17 protein-coding genes are annotated in these 17946 nt (G+C 48.7%); 10 read left to right on the plus strand and 7 right to left on the minus strand.

From position 1 onward, the window contains the following. Positions 1–26: 26 nt before the first annotated feature. From DES40_RS10780 to DES40_RS10790, 3 genes are all read right to left on the minus strand, one after another. Entirely contained in the window at positions 27–1295 is a 1269-nt protein-coding gene (locus tag DES40_RS10780) for an NADH:flavin oxidoreductase/NADH oxidase family protein (protein ID WP_121101966.1), read from the minus strand. A gap of 17 nt (positions 1296–1312) precedes the next feature. After that, the gene (locus DES40_RS10785; RefSeq protein WP_121101969.1) at positions 1313–1561 is read right to left on the minus strand and encodes a CBU_0592 family membrane protein; all 249 of its coding nucleotides are present in this window, start codon (positions 1559–1561) and stop codon (positions 1313–1315) included. A gap of 69 nt (positions 1562–1630) precedes the next feature. After that, entirely contained in the window at positions 1631–2272 is a 642-nt protein-coding gene (locus DES40_RS10790) for an alpha-ketoglutarate-dependent dioxygenase AlkB family protein (protein WP_121101972.1), read from the minus strand. A gap of 275 nt (positions 2273–2547) precedes the next feature. Here DES40_RS10790 and dnaK point away from each other — a divergent pair, with 275 nt between their 5' ends. From dnaK to DES40_RS10815, 5 genes are all read left to right on the plus strand, one after another. Next, positions 2548–4455 carry a molecular chaperone DnaK gene (gene dnaK, locus DES40_RS10795; RefSeq protein WP_121101975.1) on the plus strand — a complete coding sequence of 636 codons (1908 nt, stop codon included), beginning with the start codon at positions 2548–2550 and terminating at the stop codon, positions 4453–4455. Positions 4456–4599: 144 nt separating this feature from the next. Further along, entirely contained in the window at positions 4600–5223 is a 624-nt protein-coding gene (locus DES40_RS10800) for a 2OG-Fe(II) oxygenase (RefSeq protein WP_233345580.1), read from the plus strand. Between the two features lie 24 nt (positions 5224–5247). Then, positions 5248–6390: a glycosyltransferase family 4 protein gene (locus DES40_RS10805; RefSeq protein WP_121101978.1), complete on the plus strand. Its 1143-nt coding sequence runs from the start codon at positions 5248–5250 to the stop codon at positions 6388–6390. Continuing rightward, a complete protein-coding gene (dnaJ, locus tag DES40_RS10810; RefSeq protein WP_121101981.1) occupies positions 6383–7537 on the plus strand; it encodes a molecular chaperone DnaJ in 1155 nt (384 codons plus the stop codon). Before DES40_RS10805 ends, dnaJ begins: the two co-directional genes overlap by 8 nt. Then, the gene (locus DES40_RS10815) at positions 7537–7980 is read left to right on the plus strand and encodes a hypothetical protein (protein WP_121101983.1); all 444 of its coding nucleotides are present in this window, start codon (positions 7537–7539) and stop codon (positions 7978–7980) included. The genes dnaJ and DES40_RS10815 overlap by 1 nt, the downstream gene beginning before the upstream one ends. 11 nt (positions 7981–7991) lie before the next feature. On the opposite strand, the gene DES40_RS10820 is transcribed toward DES40_RS10815, so the two are convergent. Genes DES40_RS10820 through DES40_RS10835 form a run of 4 tightly spaced genes read right to left on the minus strand, consistent with a single transcriptional unit; the run spans position 7992 to position 12251 of the window. Next, positions 7992–8435 carry an avidin/streptavidin family protein gene (locus DES40_RS10820; protein WP_170144965.1) on the minus strand — a complete coding sequence of 148 codons (444 nt, stop codon included), beginning with the start codon at positions 8433–8435 and terminating at the stop codon, positions 7992–7994. Continuing rightward, positions 8428–9903, minus strand: a complete 1476-nt coding sequence (locus DES40_RS10825; protein ID WP_121101989.1) for a Na+/H+ antiporter NhaC family protein — start codon at positions 9901–9903, stop codon at positions 8428–8430. Before DES40_RS10825 ends, DES40_RS10820 begins: the two co-directional genes overlap by 8 nt. A gap of 55 nt (positions 9904–9958) precedes the next feature. Further along, the gene (locus DES40_RS10830; protein WP_121101992.1) at positions 9959–11137 is read right to left on the minus strand and encodes a saccharopine dehydrogenase family protein; all 1179 of its coding nucleotides are present in this window, start codon (positions 11135–11137) and stop codon (positions 9959–9961) included. A 31-nt stretch (positions 11138–11168) separates the two neighbouring features. Next, complete coding sequence (locus DES40_RS10835) at positions 11169–12251, minus strand: SMP-30/gluconolactonase/LRE family protein (protein ID WP_121101995.1); 1083 nt, start codon at positions 12249–12251, stop codon at positions 11169–11171. Positions 12252–12374: 123 nt separating this feature from the next. On the opposite strand from DES40_RS10835, the gene DES40_RS10840 reads away from it, so the two are divergent. Genes DES40_RS10840 through DES40_RS10860 form a run of 5 tightly spaced genes read left to right on the plus strand, consistent with a single transcriptional unit; the run spans position 12375 to position 17929 of the window. Further along, on the plus strand, positions 12375–13388 hold the full coding sequence (locus DES40_RS10840) for an arginine N-succinyltransferase (protein ID WP_170144966.1): 1014 nt from the start codon (positions 12375–12377) through the stop codon (positions 13386–13388). Positions 13389–13432: 44 nt separating this feature from the next. Then, positions 13433–14764, plus strand: a complete 1332-nt coding sequence (gene astB, locus DES40_RS10845; RefSeq protein WP_121102001.1) for an N-succinylarginine dihydrolase — start codon at positions 13433–13435, stop codon at positions 14762–14764. Beyond that, positions 14761–16038: a hydrolase gene (locus tag DES40_RS10850; protein ID WP_121102004.1), complete on the plus strand. Its 1278-nt coding sequence runs from the start codon at positions 14761–14763 to the stop codon at positions 16036–16038. The genes astB and DES40_RS10850 overlap by 4 nt, the downstream gene beginning before the upstream one ends. Before the next feature lies 1 nt (position 16039). After that, the gene (gene astD / locus DES40_RS10855) at positions 16040–17461 is read left to right on the plus strand and encodes a succinylglutamate-semialdehyde dehydrogenase (protein ID WP_121102007.1); all 1422 of its coding nucleotides are present in this window, start codon (positions 16040–16042) and stop codon (positions 17459–17461) included. A 12-nt stretch (positions 17462–17473) separates the two neighbouring features. After that, complete coding sequence (locus DES40_RS10860; RefSeq protein WP_121102010.1) at positions 17474–17929, plus strand: lactoylglutathione lyase; 456 nt, start codon at positions 17474–17476, stop codon at positions 17927–17929. Positions 17930–17946 lie beyond the last annotated feature (17 nt).

Here is a 17946-nt window from a genome sequence, read left to right on the forward strand (position 1 = left end):
CTGATATTGGTTCCATTAAGCCTAGTTTAATCGTCTTTGCTTTGTGCTAGCCAAGCCTTATAACGCGTTGTCTGACGTTTTTGTTTTAACTGCTGTTTTATCAAAGCCCAGATTGCCTTTTGCTTGGTCTTAACCCCGCGCCCTTGACTCACATGACTTAGCTGTTCTTTTGCCAATGCCATGTTAGCGAGAGATCGTAAGCCCGTATTTTTCCACATTACGGTAGCGATAGATGTATGCAGGTTTTTACCAACCCGCCAATCATTTGGTAGATTCGGGTTATAAGCCAAAGCCCGCGCAATGCCGACAATATCCACGCCTTCAGCCAAGGCCGTTTCTGCCGTTTCTCGCCGCGTTACGCCGCCCGTTACCATAATCGGCATTGTCGCGGCCTTTGCGATGTCTTTGGCAAAGTCGAGGAAAAACATCTCTCGCGCCTGAGTGCTTTGGGCCCGGCCATCTGCAGCCATGCCCATCATGGCAGCGCTTTCATAATTCCCGCCTGACAGTTCAACAAAGTCAATCGCCTCGCCGCCAAGCCAATCCACAACCTGCCGCGCATCGCCAATATCAAAGCCGCCTTTTTGAAAGTCCGCAGAATTTAACTTCACGCCGACGATAAAGCCGGGCTCTACCCGCGCCCGAACAGCCCGAACAATTTCAAGTAAGAACCGTGCGCGGTTCTCTAAACTGCCGCCCCATTTATCCTCGCGTAGGTTTGTGAGCGGCGACAAGAACTGTGCAACCAAATACCCGTGTGCGGCGTGAATTTCTACGCCGTCAAACCCCGCGCGCTCGGCCATATGTGCCGTATCCGCAAATCGCTTTATCGTGCCCAAAATTTCATCCGAAGTCATAGCGCGGGAGGGCGCAAACATTTTATCTCCTGGCCCTTCCATGGTGACTTTTGTAACAGAGGCTGAAACCCCTTCTGTCCCCATGGTCGCATAAACTTGACGCCCCGGATGCGAAATTTGCATGACGAGCTTTCCGCCGCCAGACTTTCCAGATTTAGCCCAGCGCTCAAACCGCATCCGATTATCATCGTCCGCTAAAGACCCTAGTTCAAGTACAACACCGCCCGGGCCCGTTAGGGCTTTGGGGTCAACCATCACATTGCCTGTTAGAATTAAGCCCGCGCCGCCCTTGGCCCATTCGGAATATAGCGTAAATAACGCCTCACCTGGAATCTGGCCTGCCTCAGCCATGTTTTCTTCCATCGCCGCTTTACACAGTCGGTTTGGTAGAACAGCCCCGCTTTGCAAGGTTAAAGGAGAAAAAATATCAAATGTCATAAATCCCCGTTAATGGCTTATACCTTGCCTCGCAAGCGCCATGCTTTGATGAGCCCATAAGCGCTGATAGAGAGCCACGCTATTTCAATAATAAATGAAGCCAGATTAAAGCTGAAATATAATGAGACGAGAATGAGCACGGCGCCGCATAGGTTCATCGCAGAATAGAGCATCGACTTCGGGTCAATTTTTTCAATCTGCAATAAGCCATAGCTAAGCAGAACAAAAGAAACACCGAGAATACCGATTGCATCATAAAGGGTCATGATAAGTCATCACTTTTTAAAGGGAGGGGGGCCTTAAACCGAATAGACAAAAATGCAAACCTTTTTACCCTAACTCTTAACAGGGTTCACACGCCGCATAGTCAGATTAATACGGCCGCCTTTTGGAACGAGCGCGCTTTCTCCGTAATAGACTTTACTTACGCCATGATAGCATTGTCGGGACTCTCCCGATAATATGACCACATCGCCTGAGAACAATTTAATGCCGTGTGTTTTTCCGCCTCGCTGTCTACCACCCAGGCGAAACATGGCTGGGTCGCCCAGACTGACTGACACCACAGGGGCGTTTAAGGCGTTCTCATCATTGTCAATATGTAGTCCCATCTTAGAGGCGCGGTCTTCGCGATACCAATTTATCAGTGTGGCCTCGGGGCGGGCCGGATAATCTGCGACATCGTCCCATAATCGTTCCAAGGCTTTTGGCAAAGCAGGCCAAGGTTTCCCCGTTTTCGGGTGGGCGGTTTCATATCGGTAGCCACCACTCTTATCCGTCACCCAGCCCAGCGGACCAAAATTGCTCATCACCACAGAGAGCGGCGCGCCCGTACGCGGCATGGTCGGCGTATAAAACGGCGCCTGAATGGCGGCGACCTTCACAGCCTCGATTAAGGCTGCTTGCTCATCAGGTGAATAATAAAGCGGGAAATGTGCAAAGCCTTGTGGAAGGTCGCATTGTAACAAATCAGGCATGGGCGCAAACTAAACGAAGTTTGCATTCGCCGCAATTCTCCCGCTTGGTAAATCACAATTGTACTTTAGGCTCCACGACAACACAAAAATGTGACTCTTTAACACAATCCCCCCTTGCACCTTGCGAATCGCCACCCATATCGGGGCAGATGGCACGTTTACCCGTGTGATACCGTGGATTTCTCTCTTTGAAATCACTCTCGTATCTCATAAGAACGCGCCGAAAATATTAACGTTGCGGCGTCAGGGATAGGCCGCGTAAATAGGAGACATCAATGTCAAAAGTAATTGGTATTGACTTGGGGACAACAAACTCTTGTGTTGCTGTCATGGATGGCGACAAGCCCCGAGTTATCGAAAACTCAGAAGGCCAACGCACAACCCCATCTGTTGTTGCCTTTACCGAAGGTGGAGAGCGTCTTATCGGTGTTCCAGCCCGCCGCCAAGCGGTCACAAACCCAGACCACACCTATTTCGCTGTGAAGCGCCTTATTGGTCGTAACATCAAAGATCCGGCCGTTAAAAAAGACGCCAAGCTCGTCCCTTATAAAATTGTCGAAGGCAAAGGCGGCGACGCTTATGTTCAAGGCCGCGATGATAACGCCTTAAGCCCGTCTGAAATCTCTGCCATGATCCTCACGAAAATGAAGGAAACTGCAGAAGATTATCTTGGCTCTGCTGTTTCGCAGGCTGTTATTACAGTTCCGGCTTACTTTAACGATGCTCAACGCCAAGCGACGAAAGACGCGGGTAAAATTGCAGGTCTTGAAGTTCTTCGTATCATTAACGAGCCAACAGCAGCGGCGCTGGCTTATGGTATGAACAAAGAAGACGGCAAAACTATTGCTGTTTACGATTTGGGCGGGGGTACATTTGATGTGTCAATCCTGGAAATCGGTGATGGCGTTTTCGAAGTGAAGGCGACGAATGGCGATACATTCCTCGGCGGTGAAGACTTTGACATGCACATTGTTGAGTACTTCAATTCAGAGTTCAAAAAAGAAAACGGCATTGATCTGAAATCAGACAAATTGGCTCTACAACGTCTTCGTGAAGAAGCTGAAAAAGCCAAAAAAGAATTGTCTTCTGCATCAACTTATGAAGTGAACCTTCCCTTTATTACGGCTGATGCATCTGGCCCGAAACATTTGAACATGAAGCTGACTCGCGCAAAACTCGAGACGCTTGTTGCGGACCTTATCAAGCGCACAATCGCGCCTTGTAAAAAAGCGCTTGCCGATGCTGGCCTTAAAGCTGGCGATATTGATGAAGTCGTTTTGGTTGGTGGTATGACACGTATGCCAGCGGTTCAAAAAGCCGTAACAGACTTCTTTGGTAAAGAACCTCATAAAGGTGTGAACCCTGACGAAGTTGTTGCCATGGGCGCGGCTATCCAAGCAGGTGTATTGCAAGGTGATGTGAAAGACGTTCTTCTCTTGGACGTAACACCACTATCCCTAGGTATCGAAACCGAAGGTGGTGTCTTTACACGTATGATTGACCGTAACACGACAATCCCAACCAAAAAGTCTCAGGTTTACTCAACCGCCGCGGACAACCAGTCTGCTGTGACTATTCGGGTCTCTCAGGGTGAGCGCGAAATGGCCGCCGATAACAAATTGCTAGGTCAATTTGATTTGGTAGGTATTCCTCCTGCACCGCGCGGCATGCCTCAGATCGAAGTTACATTTGATATTGATGCCAATGGTATTGTGAACGTGTCAGCCAAAGACAAAGCCACAGGCAAGGAACAGCAAATTCGTATCCAAGCCTCTGGTGGTTTGTCCGACGAAGATATCGAGAGCATGATTAAAGATGCAGAAGCGAACGCGGATGAAGATAAAGCGCGCCGCGAACTCGCAGAAGCCAAGAATCAAGCGGAAGCTTTGACACATAAAGCCGAAGCCGATTTGAAAGAGCATGGCGAGAGCTTGTCTGACGAAGACAAAGAGGCCATTGAAACTGCCATCACTGAACTCCGTGAAACAGCAGAGACAGACGACACGGCACTTATCACAGATAAGATTCAAGTCTTGACGGCCGCTGTCATGAAAATGGGCGAAGCAATTTATGCGAATGCTCAAGAAGATGAAGGCCCAACGTCTGCGGCAGCAGATGCCGAAGATGACGATGATGATATCGTTGACGCAGAATTTGAAGACGTAGAAGACGACAAGTCTTAAGCGCTTCGCATTCGTTAACAATAAACCCCGAAGCAGGTTTGGTTTTTACCAACTCTGTTTTCGGGGTTTATTATTTGCGGCAAGACACATAGTGTTGCCGCAACGATATCTATTCCGTTCTGCCAACGACAAGAAAGGTCTCTCATGTTAGACTTCGACCGCCTAGAAAACGGCACGGTGAAATCATTTCCTTTCACCTATCTGATGGCCGAAGCCTGTTTATCCGAAGAGGACGGCGCAGCAGTCAGACAAGATTACCCGAACATTACTAAGACAGGCTATTTACCGCTTTCTAAATTAGACGTTCATGGAGCTTTCTCGCGGTTGATAGACGATTTACAATCACCGCGATTAGCTGAAATACTTTCAGATAAACTCGGCCTTGAACTTCGCGACAAGCCGCGCATGATTACAGTACGCAAATTGTCTAAAGATAGTGATGGGCGTATTCACAATGACAGCCTTTCAAAAATTTGCACCTGCTTAATCTATCTAAACGAAACTTGGGATCCAGCCTATGGCGGGGCCATACGTGCCTTGAACGGCGAAAATGACATGGATGATTTTGCGGATGAGATGACCCCCTTAACAGGGAATATGTTTGCTTTCGCTAGATCAGAGACGAGCTGGCATGGCCATCCTCCTTTTGCGGGGGAGCGTTATGTCATTCAAACGACATTCCTAATCAATGAAGAAGCTTTAGCCCGCAAAGAAAACAGGGGCGGTATTCAGCTCTTGTTGAAAAAACTCAACCCCTTTGCACGATAAGCTGTTTTATAAATTTTTGCCGGCATGATAATTCTATCGGTACAAACATTCCCGCCCGATGCAGGGGGAAAGCAAGTCTTGATGGAAGGGCTCGCAAAAGCCGCGGCTATTCATCATGATGTTTTGGTCTTATCCGATAAGGCTCGCGAAGGCAGAGATAGCCAGAACCCCCATTACAATTTTACAGTGCAGCGCTTTGGTAGCTTTAAACCTTTGCGGCAAAGACAAAAAGCGAAATTAATTTCGCAGCTTGTCGAACAAGAAAAAGTTTCGCATTTATTTTGCGATAGTTGGCGAAGCGCAGAGCACTTACCGCCAAACTTACCTTGCTCCGTAACGATATATGCACACGGTAATGAATATCCGCTGGGCGGGCCTCAGAAAAACAAAACGAAGGCCAGACGTTTAATTAAAACTTTTGCTAAAATCGATCATATAATTGCCGTCTCAAAACCGACCGCCAACAGAGTACGCCCTTATTTACCGCCCATCTCTGCCCCGAAATTGCATATAATCAATAACCCTGTTTCCCTGCCAACACCGGCCACACAACAAAATGCGCATTTTGTAGAAACGCTTTGGCCACAAAAGAAAGAGCAGTCCACACGCATCCTCTCTCTTTGCCGTCTTATACCTTTGAAAGGGATAGATAGAGCCGTGCAGGCCGTTAAGGCGCTGAGAGATGAAGGTTATGCCCTGCAAATGATTATAGCAGGTGAAGGCGAAGATAAATTACGCCTAATGAAAAGTGTTGAGCAGGCAGGTTTAGGCCAATACATTCACTTCGTTGGTCATATAGCGGGACCCCAAAAAACAGCCTTGTTTGAAAGCGCCGATATCTTTATTCAACCCGGCCGTAAAATTGGAGATTATGAAGAAGGGTTTGGCCTTACTTATCTTGAGGCCGGGCTTCATGGTCTTCCGAGTCTTTGCGGTCAAGCGGGCGGCGCGCCAGAAGCAGTCCTTCATGAAAAAACAGGTCTTGTCATCGATGGCATGAGTCAAATAAATGTCACAAATGGGCTTCGGCGCCTTATTGACGAAACCGAGCAGACTTCCCACATGGGCAAAGATGCGAAGGCCTTTGCGCAATCGCATTTATGGGACAAACAAATCGACCTGATTTTAAACCGGGTCAAAGAGGTTAGAGGGACGCGCTGTGTCTAAACGTGATTATTACGAAATTCTGGGCGTTGCAAAAAATGCTGATGCTAAAGCCTTAAAGTCGGCTTTTCGTAAAAAGGCTATGGAATGCCACCCTGATCGTCACCCTGACGACCCAGACGCAGAGGCCCGCTTTAAAGAACTCAATGAAGCTTATGGTATTTTATCGGATGAGCAAAAACGTGCAGCCTATGACCGTATGGGCCACGCGGCCTTTGAACAAGGTGGCGGGATGGGCGGCGGCGGCTTCCAAGACTTCGGCGATATATTCAGTCAAATATTTGGCGGCGGTGGCGCTAGTGGCGGTTTTGCCGACATGTTTGGCGGCGGCGGACGTGGACGACAAACTGTTCAGCGCGGATCTGACCTACGATATGAAATGGAAATTACTCTAGAAGACGCGTTTCGTGGCAAGGATATTGATATCGAAGTCCCAATCGCGGAAGACTGCGATCGTTGTGATGGCCTAGGCGCGGAACCTGGTGCCTCCATTGAAACATGTTCGACCTGCGGCGGCGCAGGGCGTGTACGCACGCAGCAAGGGTTTTTCACAATGGAGCGGCCCTGTTCAACCTGTGGCGGCCAAGGTGAATATGTATCGGACCCTTGTCATCAATGCGATGGTCAAGGCCAAGTGCGGCAACAAACGGCGCTCGACGTCTCTATTCCTGCAGGTGTCGAAGACGGCACACGTATTCGCCTCTCTGGTCAAGGCGATGCGGCGCCTCGGCGCAGTGGCGGTGGACAACGAGGCGATCTCTATATTTTCGTCTCTGTCAAACCACACGGATTGTTTGAACGCGATGGGGCTAACCTGTTCTGCCGCACCCCTGTCCCCATGACGACAGCCGCGCTTGGCGGCGAAGTTGAAATCCCGACTATTGATGGCGGACGGTCCAAATTGAAAATTCCTGAGGGCAGCCAGAGCGGGAAGCGCATGCGCCTACGCGGTAAAGGCATGAGCGTTCTTCGTTCTGCTCAGCGCGGCGATATGTATGTAGAGCTCGGCGTGGAAACACCGTCCAAGCTCAATAAAAAGCAACGCGCCCTGCTCGAAGAATTTGCCCGTGAAGGCGGCGATGAAATCAGCCCCGAATCCAAAAACTTCTTTGATAAAGCAAAGGCGTTCTGGGAAGATTTGGTGGATTAATGTCGCGCATAAGCGATTATTGTGATGCTCATTCAAATCGAGCCCGATGGATTTTCGCTACTGCAGCAAGCCTAAGCGGAACGACAGCAGCCTGCCTGTTTTTTGCAGCGCAATATTTTGGCTCTATTTTTCTTCTAGTTCCAGAAGTCTTACTTTACGGTTTCTCAGCGGCTATAAGTGCTTTTTTTGCAGGAGCATTAGCATGGCCTCCGAAGCCATGTCGTTCTAAATGGCGTATGGCTTTAGCTGGAATTTTTACAGTCGCTTTAGCTTTTATTTTAATGGGGTTTATCTTGACGGGCATTATGGTCTTTGTAGATCATGATGATATAAAACTCATTTTTATCATGCCGTTTTTCTTCCTCTTATTTGGAAGTATATACACTCTGGGTATTCCGTATCTAATTGGAATTCTTGTTTCACTTCTCTTTGCGAACAAATAAGTTTTATTTAACTATTTCATTCGACGAAAGTCGCTCGCACCTGATGTGATGGAGTTCCATAAATCATCATCTTCTTTGTCGTCTGAGACATCTCGGGTAAGGTTCCACAACGTTCGAATATAAACGCCTTTATCATCTTCGCTCATTTGGCCTGTCCAGCTGGTGAGAGAGCCATAACCTTTGAAATTTACGGTAAAGGTGATTTGGTCACCCTCTACGAAACCTGTCAGTGGAAATTGTTTGGATTTATCGGGCTGCCCCAAAGCCGTTTGGTAGAAACCAGATAAAAGCCCGTCTTTTTCTGTAAAGGTTACAGCCGAGTTTCTATCATTCACCCATTGCCCAGAAAACAAACTTTCAGTCACCTCTAAAGTCTTGGCGCTTTGGGCCTCCCCTGCGGAACACGCTGACAGCGAAAGCGCCGCAGAAACGCCTATTGTCAAAAGTCTAAACACCCGCGACACCTAAAATTAAATATAGCATTGTCGTTATCGCGCCGCCCACCAGAGCATAGGGTAGCTGTGTGCGCACATGGTCAATATGGTCACTGGCTGTGGCCATAGACGTAATAATCGAAGTATCCGAAGTGGGGCTACAATGATCACCAAAGACACCACCGCCCAGCGCCGCCGCAACTGCGAGGGTCACATTCGTGTCGAGGCCCTGCGCAAGCGGAACGGCAATCGCTATCATAATCGCAAACGTGCCCCAACTCGTACCCGTTGAAAAAGCGATAAAGGCGCTAATGAGGAATATTAGAGCCGGAACCAAAGCCGGTGATAGATAAGGTTTTGCGCTTTCCGCAACAAAAACCCCCGTACCTAAAGCATCACAAAGATCGCCCAACGCAAAAGCAAACACCATCAATAAGGCGAGCGGCACCATGCCAGACATGCCTTTTAAAATGATATCTATCATTTCTTTTATGCCCATTATGCCTTGAGCTTTGCTCATGACCATAGACATTAAAATCGCGCCGCTTACCGCATAGAGAACGGATTTGGAGCCAGACGCCCGATCAATAATGTCGAAAAAAGCATTCGAGGCGCCGCCCTCATTTGACCACCCTGTGTAAACAAGGAAAACAGGCATAAGCAAAACAAGCGTAACCAGTGGAATAATCATGTTCCGCGCGTGGTGCGCCGCGCCTGTTTTGGGTTCCATCATTGTAATATCGCCCGCGATCATGGGTATGGCTCCATCGCGTAGAACCTTGCCTTCAGTCTTAGCGCGGGTCTCAGCCTTTCGCATTTCGCCAAAATCTCTACCACTTAGAATGACAAAGATCAGAATTGTGATGGCGAGCATGGGATAGAAATTAAAAGCCACAGCCCCTGCCAACATAGAAACCGGTTCAGCGATATTTTGTTCAAGCAGTAAGCCCATAATAAAAGCGCCCCATGCATTTAGCGGAATCAAGATACAGGCCGGCGCGCAAGTACTATCGGCAATATAGGCCAGCTTCTCGCGGGGTATATTGAGCTTATCCGTTATCGGGCGGTATAATGTTCCAACCGTGAGTGTCGAAATATTACTTTCCACAAAGATCAACATACCCGTCAGCACAGCAAGGAGTTCAACCCGCCGCCTTTGTCCTTTCATATCAGCTGTAGCCGCTTTGCTTTGCAGCCAGTTGACAACGCGTGTGACGAAACCTTCGACCCCACCAGCCCGCTGGATAAGCGCAATCAGTGCCCCAATCAAAAGCGTAAAGATAATAATCTCTGTATTGTAGTTGCTCTCGAAGACGCGAACAAAACCGCCTAATGTATCCAACAGGCCTTGCAGTAAATTACCGCCCGACAGGATAACAAATCCGGACGCGATACCAATCAAGAGCGAGAGAAAGACCTGCCGCGTTGCTAGGGCTAGTATAATCGCCAAGAGCGGGGGGAGAAGAGAAAGTAAGCCGTAATTTTCCATGTCTTTGGGTTAAGGTAAAATTACGGCTTTGCAAAGTGAAGAAGAAAAGTGAAAACTACCCTTCGATTGTAAAGATCAGTCCCGCATGCGCTTGTAAGCGGTCTATCAAAGCATCACCCATAACAGGCGCTGTTGTAAAGACGCCTCCCCCTGTTTTAGATTGGGGGACATCTTTGACCAAAGCCATTGCACTCTCCGCAATCATTTTCGAGGTTGAACCATAGCCAGGGTCTTTGTCGCCTTTAACACTCGCCATAACTTTTTGACCACCTGCTGTATCGCCAATAAAGAGTACGTCATAAAATCCGTTATCACGTTCTTCTTTTGACGGACCTTCACCCGGTTTAGGTGGGTTTTCGCCGAAGGGTTTTTTATTTCCCGCAATTCCTTTGGCAATAGCTTCGCCTTGTTCCCCTGGGCCCGTAAACATCATTTCATCATAAATAAAATCTTCGCCATAGGCGTGACCTAGAAGCGCATTTGAACGGTGAACATTCTTTGTATTGATAGAGGCCATAATAAAAGGCGCAGACCATGAATCTAAGTCAACTTCATGAATAGGTTTGCGTCCATGGGGTTGGGTTGGCCCGCTGAAATTAGGCACCAATGAAAAAGGATCTTTCAACCAATCCAAAATTTCTGGTTGTTTTTGTGCCCGCACCATTGTGCCGCCTAGGCTTGCGGCCGTTCCGCCAGAGAAAGTGCCTTTCATCTTACGCACACGACCTCGAATTTTTGGTAATGCCTTGCCTGTTTCCGCCTTGGCATGCCGCTGTAGAAAGTAAACACCCAAATCAAAAGGTATTGAGTCAAAGCCACAAGACAAGACAATACGGGCACCACTTTCTTTTGCCGCGGCGTCATAGTCCTCAATGATATCGTGCATCCATGCTGGTTCTCCGCACAGATCAACATAATCGGTTCCCGATTCGACGCAGGCTTTTACCAAGGGTTCGCCATAATGCTGATAAGGTCCAACGGTTGTAATGATGGCTTTCGTTCGCTTGGCCATATCCGATAACGTGTCAGGCGCATCAGCATTTGCGACGATTAGGTCCACATTATCCGAGACACCCATTTCAGCCCGCACGGCCTTAAGCTTGTCCATAGAGCGCCCTGCCATTGCCCATTTTAAATTTGTGTCCCCATATTCAGACTGCAAATATTCGGCCACAAGGCGACCTGTAAACCCAGTGCCACCATAAACAATAATATCAAATTCGCGATCAGACATAATACTCTCCCATTTTTCGTTACCTTATCCTTTATGGATAGGGTCGGTATCCCAAAGTTTTTGAAGCCAAGCTAGACACATATAATCTATCCCCGACAACGGCGTTAGAAACAACGAGCGCCCCTGTCGTCGCTGGGTAAACACCATCTGCATCTTGCCACGTCCTCAAAACCTCTCCGCTTGAGTCGATTTGCAGAACGAATCCATAATCTTGGGCTTTGGGTTTCATAAATTCTGGTAAACGCCAGATAATTTCTCTCAGCTTTGGTTTATTCGCGAGGCTATCAAGAGCTTTGGCTCTTTTCGAAACAAGGCCGATGAAATAAGTCCCGTTTGGGCCGCGGTTAATATTATCGGGAAAGCCAGGAAGGTTATCAATAATCACCTTTCGCTCGCCCTTAGGTGAAATTTCCAAGACCCGGTACTTGCCTGTTTCAACAACCCAAACAGACGTTCCATTTGGGGCCCTCGCAACACCATTTGAAAAGGCCAAGTTATCAGCCACAATATGGGTTGTTTTATCACTTGGGTTATATGCTAAAAGCCGGCCCGTTTCTCCATGCTCCATAATTTCTAATAATGAAGCCGCCAAGGTCGATCCAATAGCTCTTGCGCCGAATTTTGTGCTCGCATCTGAAAAATAGATGAGGCCATCAGACGTAATATCCAGATCATCTGCATAGAGGATAGGCGTTCCTGCGACCATATTCGATAAGACCTCTAGGGTCCCCGCCCCATCAACCGACACCAAACCAACATACGGGTCGGCAATTATCAGCTTCCCATGCATTGATTCCATGCCAAGAGGACTGCCGCCCGTATTGGCAAAACGTATAAATTTATCAGTAAGGGGATCAAATTTCAAAATCCAACCTGTTTGCGAGGATAGATAGAGTTCACCTTCCATTTCAACAATATCTTCAGGTCCATGAATGCCCTCTGGCAGCGGAGCTTTGGCTAAATTTTCTAAGCCTGTATTCGGAGAAAACGCGCCGATATAACCTTTATGTATGGGGGCCTGCCATGAACGTGGCGAGATAGGGACAGGAAAAAAAAGCAAATATAAGATAATCCCTATAAAAAAGACCACTAATAACTTTAAAGCTGTTTTCATATGTCTCTCCCCTCGCCACGCTATAACAGGCCATGGGGTGAGACAACTCTGTCTTATTGGTTTACCCGACGCGCTAATTCAGATAGGGAAACGCCATCTTTATGGAGAGGGTTATCTAACGGTTTGACAAAGCATAACGATATATTCCGAGTGGCGTGTCTCGATGATATTGACGCGATTTTGGGCTTTACAGCCAACGGAGTGCAAGGACTAACCAATGTCCCGCGGACGCGAGAACGCGTGCAAGAACAGCTTCAAGAAACGATTGATACTTTAGCCGGAAAACCCGGAGCAAATCGCATAATATTTGTGGTTGAACGTGACAGTAAGGTTTTAGGCATTTCAGGCATCATTGTAAAAGTGGGTGTCGAATCTCCCTTCTATAATTTTAAACGTAATCACCACTCAGGCCGCTCGGCCAATCCCGTCCTCGCCATTGACTATGATACGCTGCAAATGACAACGGATTTTAATGGCTATACAGAAGTAGCATCTTTATTCATGGGGCCAGAAGGGCGCGGCACGGGATTAGCACGACTTTTATCCATGGGCCGTTTTGGATATATTCGAAATAATCGCAATCAGTTTTCAGATGGATTAATGGCTGAAATTCTCGGTTGGACTGATGAAAATGGCGTATCGCCTTTTTGGAAACATCTGGCGTCCCGCTTTATCGATATGCCTTTTGACAATGCTGATAAACTGAGCACAATTGATAAACGCTTTATCGTCGACCTTTTACCGGGTATCCCGATTATGCTGAATTTATTACCTGATATTGTTACGGAATGTACTGGTCGCCCACATGATAGTTCGGCGCGCGCCATGAGAATGCTTCAATCTGTCGGGTTTCAAGTCACGGATATGTGCGACGTTTTTGACGGCGGCCCAGCTGTGAAATGTCCGACAGACAGCACTTGGATTGCACGGTCCACACGGCGAGTTAAAAGCCTAGACGCCCCCGCAGGTGCCGAAATTTGCATGCATTTTTCTGGTGAAGGCGCTCATTTCCGTGCCGCTCTTGGCCCGGCTATTCCGCAAGAAGGTCGCGCCGACGCCCATGCTGCCTCTATCGTTAAGACCTCAGCAGAAGCACCTGTCTATATCGCACAAACCCGAGAGCCCGCACCGATTTAGAATCGGCCGCATTATTACGGCTAATTTTTACGCACGAGAAACGTATGAGTGTTGAATTAAACATAGATGGTCTTGTCGGCCCAACGCATAATTATGCTGGTCTAAGCTTTGGCAATATTGCCTCTTCGGGTAATAAAGGCGCAATCTCAAACCCAAAGGCCGCCGCCCTTCAGGGCCTCCAAAAGATGCGGACGCTCGTCAATATGGGTTTACCGCAGGCTGTCATGCCGCCACATGCGCGGCCACTTACGTATTATTTACGGGGCCTTGGATTTAACGGGACGGATAGCGCCGTTCATGAAAGCGCCTGGAAAGCAAACCCTGCTTTGGTTGCGAACCTTATGAGCGCATCCCCTATGTGGACAGCCAACGCCGCCACAGTGTCCCCATCAATTGATACAGCGGATGGTAAGGTCCACCTGACAGCCGCGAACCTCGTGGCCATGCCGCACCGTAGTATCGAGGCGCCGCAAACAGAACGGCTGTTACAGGCCATATTGCCAAAGGCCGTCATTCACCCTGCCCTGCCGTCAAATACAGTTTTCGGCGATGAGGGCGCCGCAAATCATAATCGTATGAGCCAAAGCCATGGTGATAAAGGGTTAGAGATTTTCGTCTATGGGCGTGAGGCTTTGTCTGACGAGCCATCAACAAAGTTTCCCGGACGCCAAACCTTAGAAGCCAGTAAAGCCGTAGGGCGCCTGCATGGTCTGGATGAAGCCGCAACGCTTTACCTCCGTCAGTCGGCAAAAGCCATTGATGCAGGGGCTTTTCACAATGATGTCGTCTGCGTCACAAATGGAACCGTCATGTTCTTCCATAAAGACGCCTTTGATGATGTTGCGGCTATGCAGAATGTCGTAAGAGAGAAAGCTAAACCCCTAGGGTTTGAGCCTGAGTTTTTAATGGCAGATATTCCTCTTGAAGATACCATTCAGTCCTATCTATTTAACTCGCAGCTTTTATCTCTACCGAATGGGAAAATGGGGCTTATTCTGCCCAAAAATGTAGAGAACACACCCTCTGCGAAAGCGTTCGTCGATCACTGTATCGCGGGAAACAACCCGGTTTCTGAGGCACATTATTTAGACTTGAAGCAGTCCATGCAAAATGGCGGCGGCCCAGCCTGTCTCCGCCTGAGAGTCCCGCTCACAGATGAAGAGTTGAAACAGGTTCACTCCCCTATGCTTATGGACGAAGCGAAACTGCAATCCCTAGATGAATGGGTGAATAAATATTATCGCGAGGCGCTCTCTCGCGATGACCTAGGCGACCCTGCACTGATGATAGAATGCCGAACAGCCTTGGATGATTTGACTCAGCGCTTATCTCTAGGGTCTATATATGATTTCCAAATGGAAGGAGGCGCTCAATGAACGCCGTTACAGACTTAATTTCCCTTTCTGATCTAAGCCCAGAAGACAAAGCAGCCCTAGACGCTGTAAAGGCCCGGCAAGAATTTATGCTAGAACGTGTTCTTGAGTGGGCCTCAATTAATACTGGAAGCTGGAATGCTGAGGGCTTGAATACACTGGCTCCTTTAATTCAATCTGCGATATCTTTGGATCTTGAGGCCAATGTCGAACTGCTAACAACTGAGCCAATTGAAGAAATTAATAACAAAGGCACGAAAGATAGATTTCAAAGCGGCCCTGTCATTCGCGCCCAAGCCCGGCTTGACGCCCCATTACGCATTGTTTTGACGGGGCATTACGATACGGTTTTTCCAGCGGGGACTTTTACTGAAATTAAAGATCTCGGTAATGGGACCTTAAACGGTCCGGGTCTGGCCGATATGAAGGGCGGTATTACCGTTATGATTGATGCGCTTCGAGCCTTTGAAGCTGGGCCGCTTAAAAACCAAATTGGGTATGAAATTATTCTTACCCCTGATGAAGAAACAGGGAACTTTGCGTCTTCGCCATTCCTACATGCCGCCGCGAAAAACGCCCATATCGGCCTTACATTTGAACCGGCTATGGATTGCGGTAGCCTCGCGGGCGCGCGTAAAGGTTCGGGCATTTGGGATATTGTCTTCCATGGCAAAGCCTCTCATGCTGGCCGCGCACCCGAAGCGGGGCGTTCCGCTATCAGCGCCGCAGCCGATATGGCCCTACGCGTAGAAGCTCTGAACGGTGAACGTGAAGGTGTGACATTTAATGTTGGTTCCATTGATGGAGGGAATGCCGTCAATATTGTGCCAGAACTAGCGATTTTGCGTATGGGCTCTCGCGCCCCCACGCCCGAAGATGCAAGATGGGCAGAACAAGCTGTCAAAGCCGCCTTAGCAGATGTCTTACAACGCGACGGCATTTCAGCCCATAGTCATGGTGGATTTTACCGTCCTCCTAAACCTCGTAATGCCGCTCAGGATCAATTGCTTTCAGATGTGAAAGCCACCGGTAAAGCTCTTGGCCTTGATTTAGTTTTCAAAGATACGGGCGGGGTTTGTGAAGGTAATAATGTCTTCGCTGCAGGCACCCCTAATGTTGACACGCTGGGCGTACGCGGCGGGCGCATCCATTCTTCGGATGAATTCATGGTTGTTGAGAGTCTAGCCGAACGCGCGGGCCTTGCCGCCTTGCTTTTGAACCGTATTGCCGATGGCCGCATAGACGCACCTGCAATTAAAAAATTAATGGGTCAATAAAATGTCAGATACATTTATTAGTGGACAATGGACATCTGGCGAGGGGGGTGAGTTTGAGAGCTATTGCCCCGCGACTGGCGAAAGTGTTTGGCAGGGGAAGGATTCAACCGCCGAGCAAGTAAACGCTGCTATTGCCAATGCCCGTCAAGCCCAACCCAAATGGGCCGCTACGCCGCTGTCTGAGCGTATAGAGATTTTACAGCGATATGCTGAAAAGCTAACAGAGAAAAAAGAGGCTATTGCTTATGCAATTTCCCGCGACATGGGCAAACCTCTTTGGGAAGCCCGTACAGAAGTCGGAGCTATGGCCGGCAAGATTGGTCATTCTATTCGCGCCCAAGCAGAGCGGGCGGGCGATAAAGATGAGGGCGCCCTAACATTGACTCATCGCCCACATGGCGTGATGGCTGTATTTGGGCCATTTAATTTTCCGGGGCACTTACCCAATGGGCATATCGTCCCTGCGCTTTTAGCAGGAAATAGCTGCGTCTTTAAACCTTCTGAGCTTACGCCCAGCGTGGCCACATTAATCGTGCAAGCCTTCGAAGAGGCAGGCTTACCCCCGGGCTGTTTAAACGTCGTGCAAGGTGGACGCGAGACAGGGCAAGCGCTTTTAAATGGAGACATTAATGGTCTTTTATTTACCGGTTCAGCCAATACTGGCACAGCCTTTCACAAGCACTTTGCAGGCCGCCCAAATGTTATTCTTGCCCTAGAAATGGGCGGAAACAACCCACTAATCGCTTGGGATGGCGATAGCCAAGCCGTCGCCGACACAGCCTTTTTCAGCGCCTATATTTCAGCAGGTCAAAGATGCACCTGTGCGCGGCGGCTCATTTTACCCGAAGGCGCGTTTGGGGATGATGTCTTATCATTGATTCAAGCCCGTATCGGACAAGTCACTGTCGGTAAATGGGATGAAGACGTCTTCATGGGCCCTGTTGTCTCCGAGCAATCTGCTCAAAATGGGTTGAAATTTGAACAAGCCTTAACCGAAGCGGGGGGTAGGCCTATTGTGCCGTTACAAGTTGAGGGCGCCTTTGTTCACCCAGGCCTGATTGAAATGAGCGGCGCCTCTGATGTTGAAGACGAAGAATTATTCGGCCCTCTGTTACAAGTGTACCGCGTTAAAACTTTTGACGAAGCTATCGCTAAAGCCAATGATACGCGCTTTGGTTTGTCTGGCGGATTGCTGAGCCAAGATAAAAACCTTTGGCATCGTGCAGGTCTTGAGATGCGGGCGGGCATTTTAAACTGGAATAAGCCGACAACCGGCGCGGCCTCGTCACTACCATTTGGCGGCCCTGGCTTATCAGGCAATTTCCGCCCAGGCGCCTATTATGCGGCAGATTATTGTGCGTGGCCACAGGCTGGGCAAGTCGCCGAATCCGTAGCTAGTCCCGTTATGGTGGGCATGAAATAAAAGGAATACCTTATGCGATATTTACACACTATGGTGCGCGTTGAAGACTTAGAAGCCAGCCTAGAGTTTTATTGCGGGGCCTTGGGCCTCGTGGAAACACGGCGTTTTGATGTCGAAAAAGCCCGTTTTACGCTTGTTTATTTGGCCGCGCCCTCAGATGAGAACACAGCAAAAGACACGAAATCACCCGAGTTAGAACTCACTTACAATTGGCCCGACGAAAACGGTGTGAGAGAAACCTATTCAGGTGGCCGGAACTTTGGTCACCTTGCCTATCAAGTAGATGATATTTATGCCGCCTGTGAACGCTTGCAAAAAGCCGGCGTGACGATTAATCGCCCTCCGCGCGATGGGCACATGGCCTTCATTCGTTCGCCTGATAATATCTCGATAGAACTTTTACAAAAAGGTGAACGATTGGCGCCACAAGAACCTTGGGCCAGTATGGAAAATATTGGGGAGTGGTAGTCGGCGCTATACCCAAT

Source organism: Litorimonas taeanensis, from assembly GCF_003634015.1.
In the GTDB taxonomy this organism is placed as follows: Bacteria; Pseudomonadota; Alphaproteobacteria; order Caulobacterales; family Maricaulaceae; genus Litorimonas; species Litorimonas taeanensis.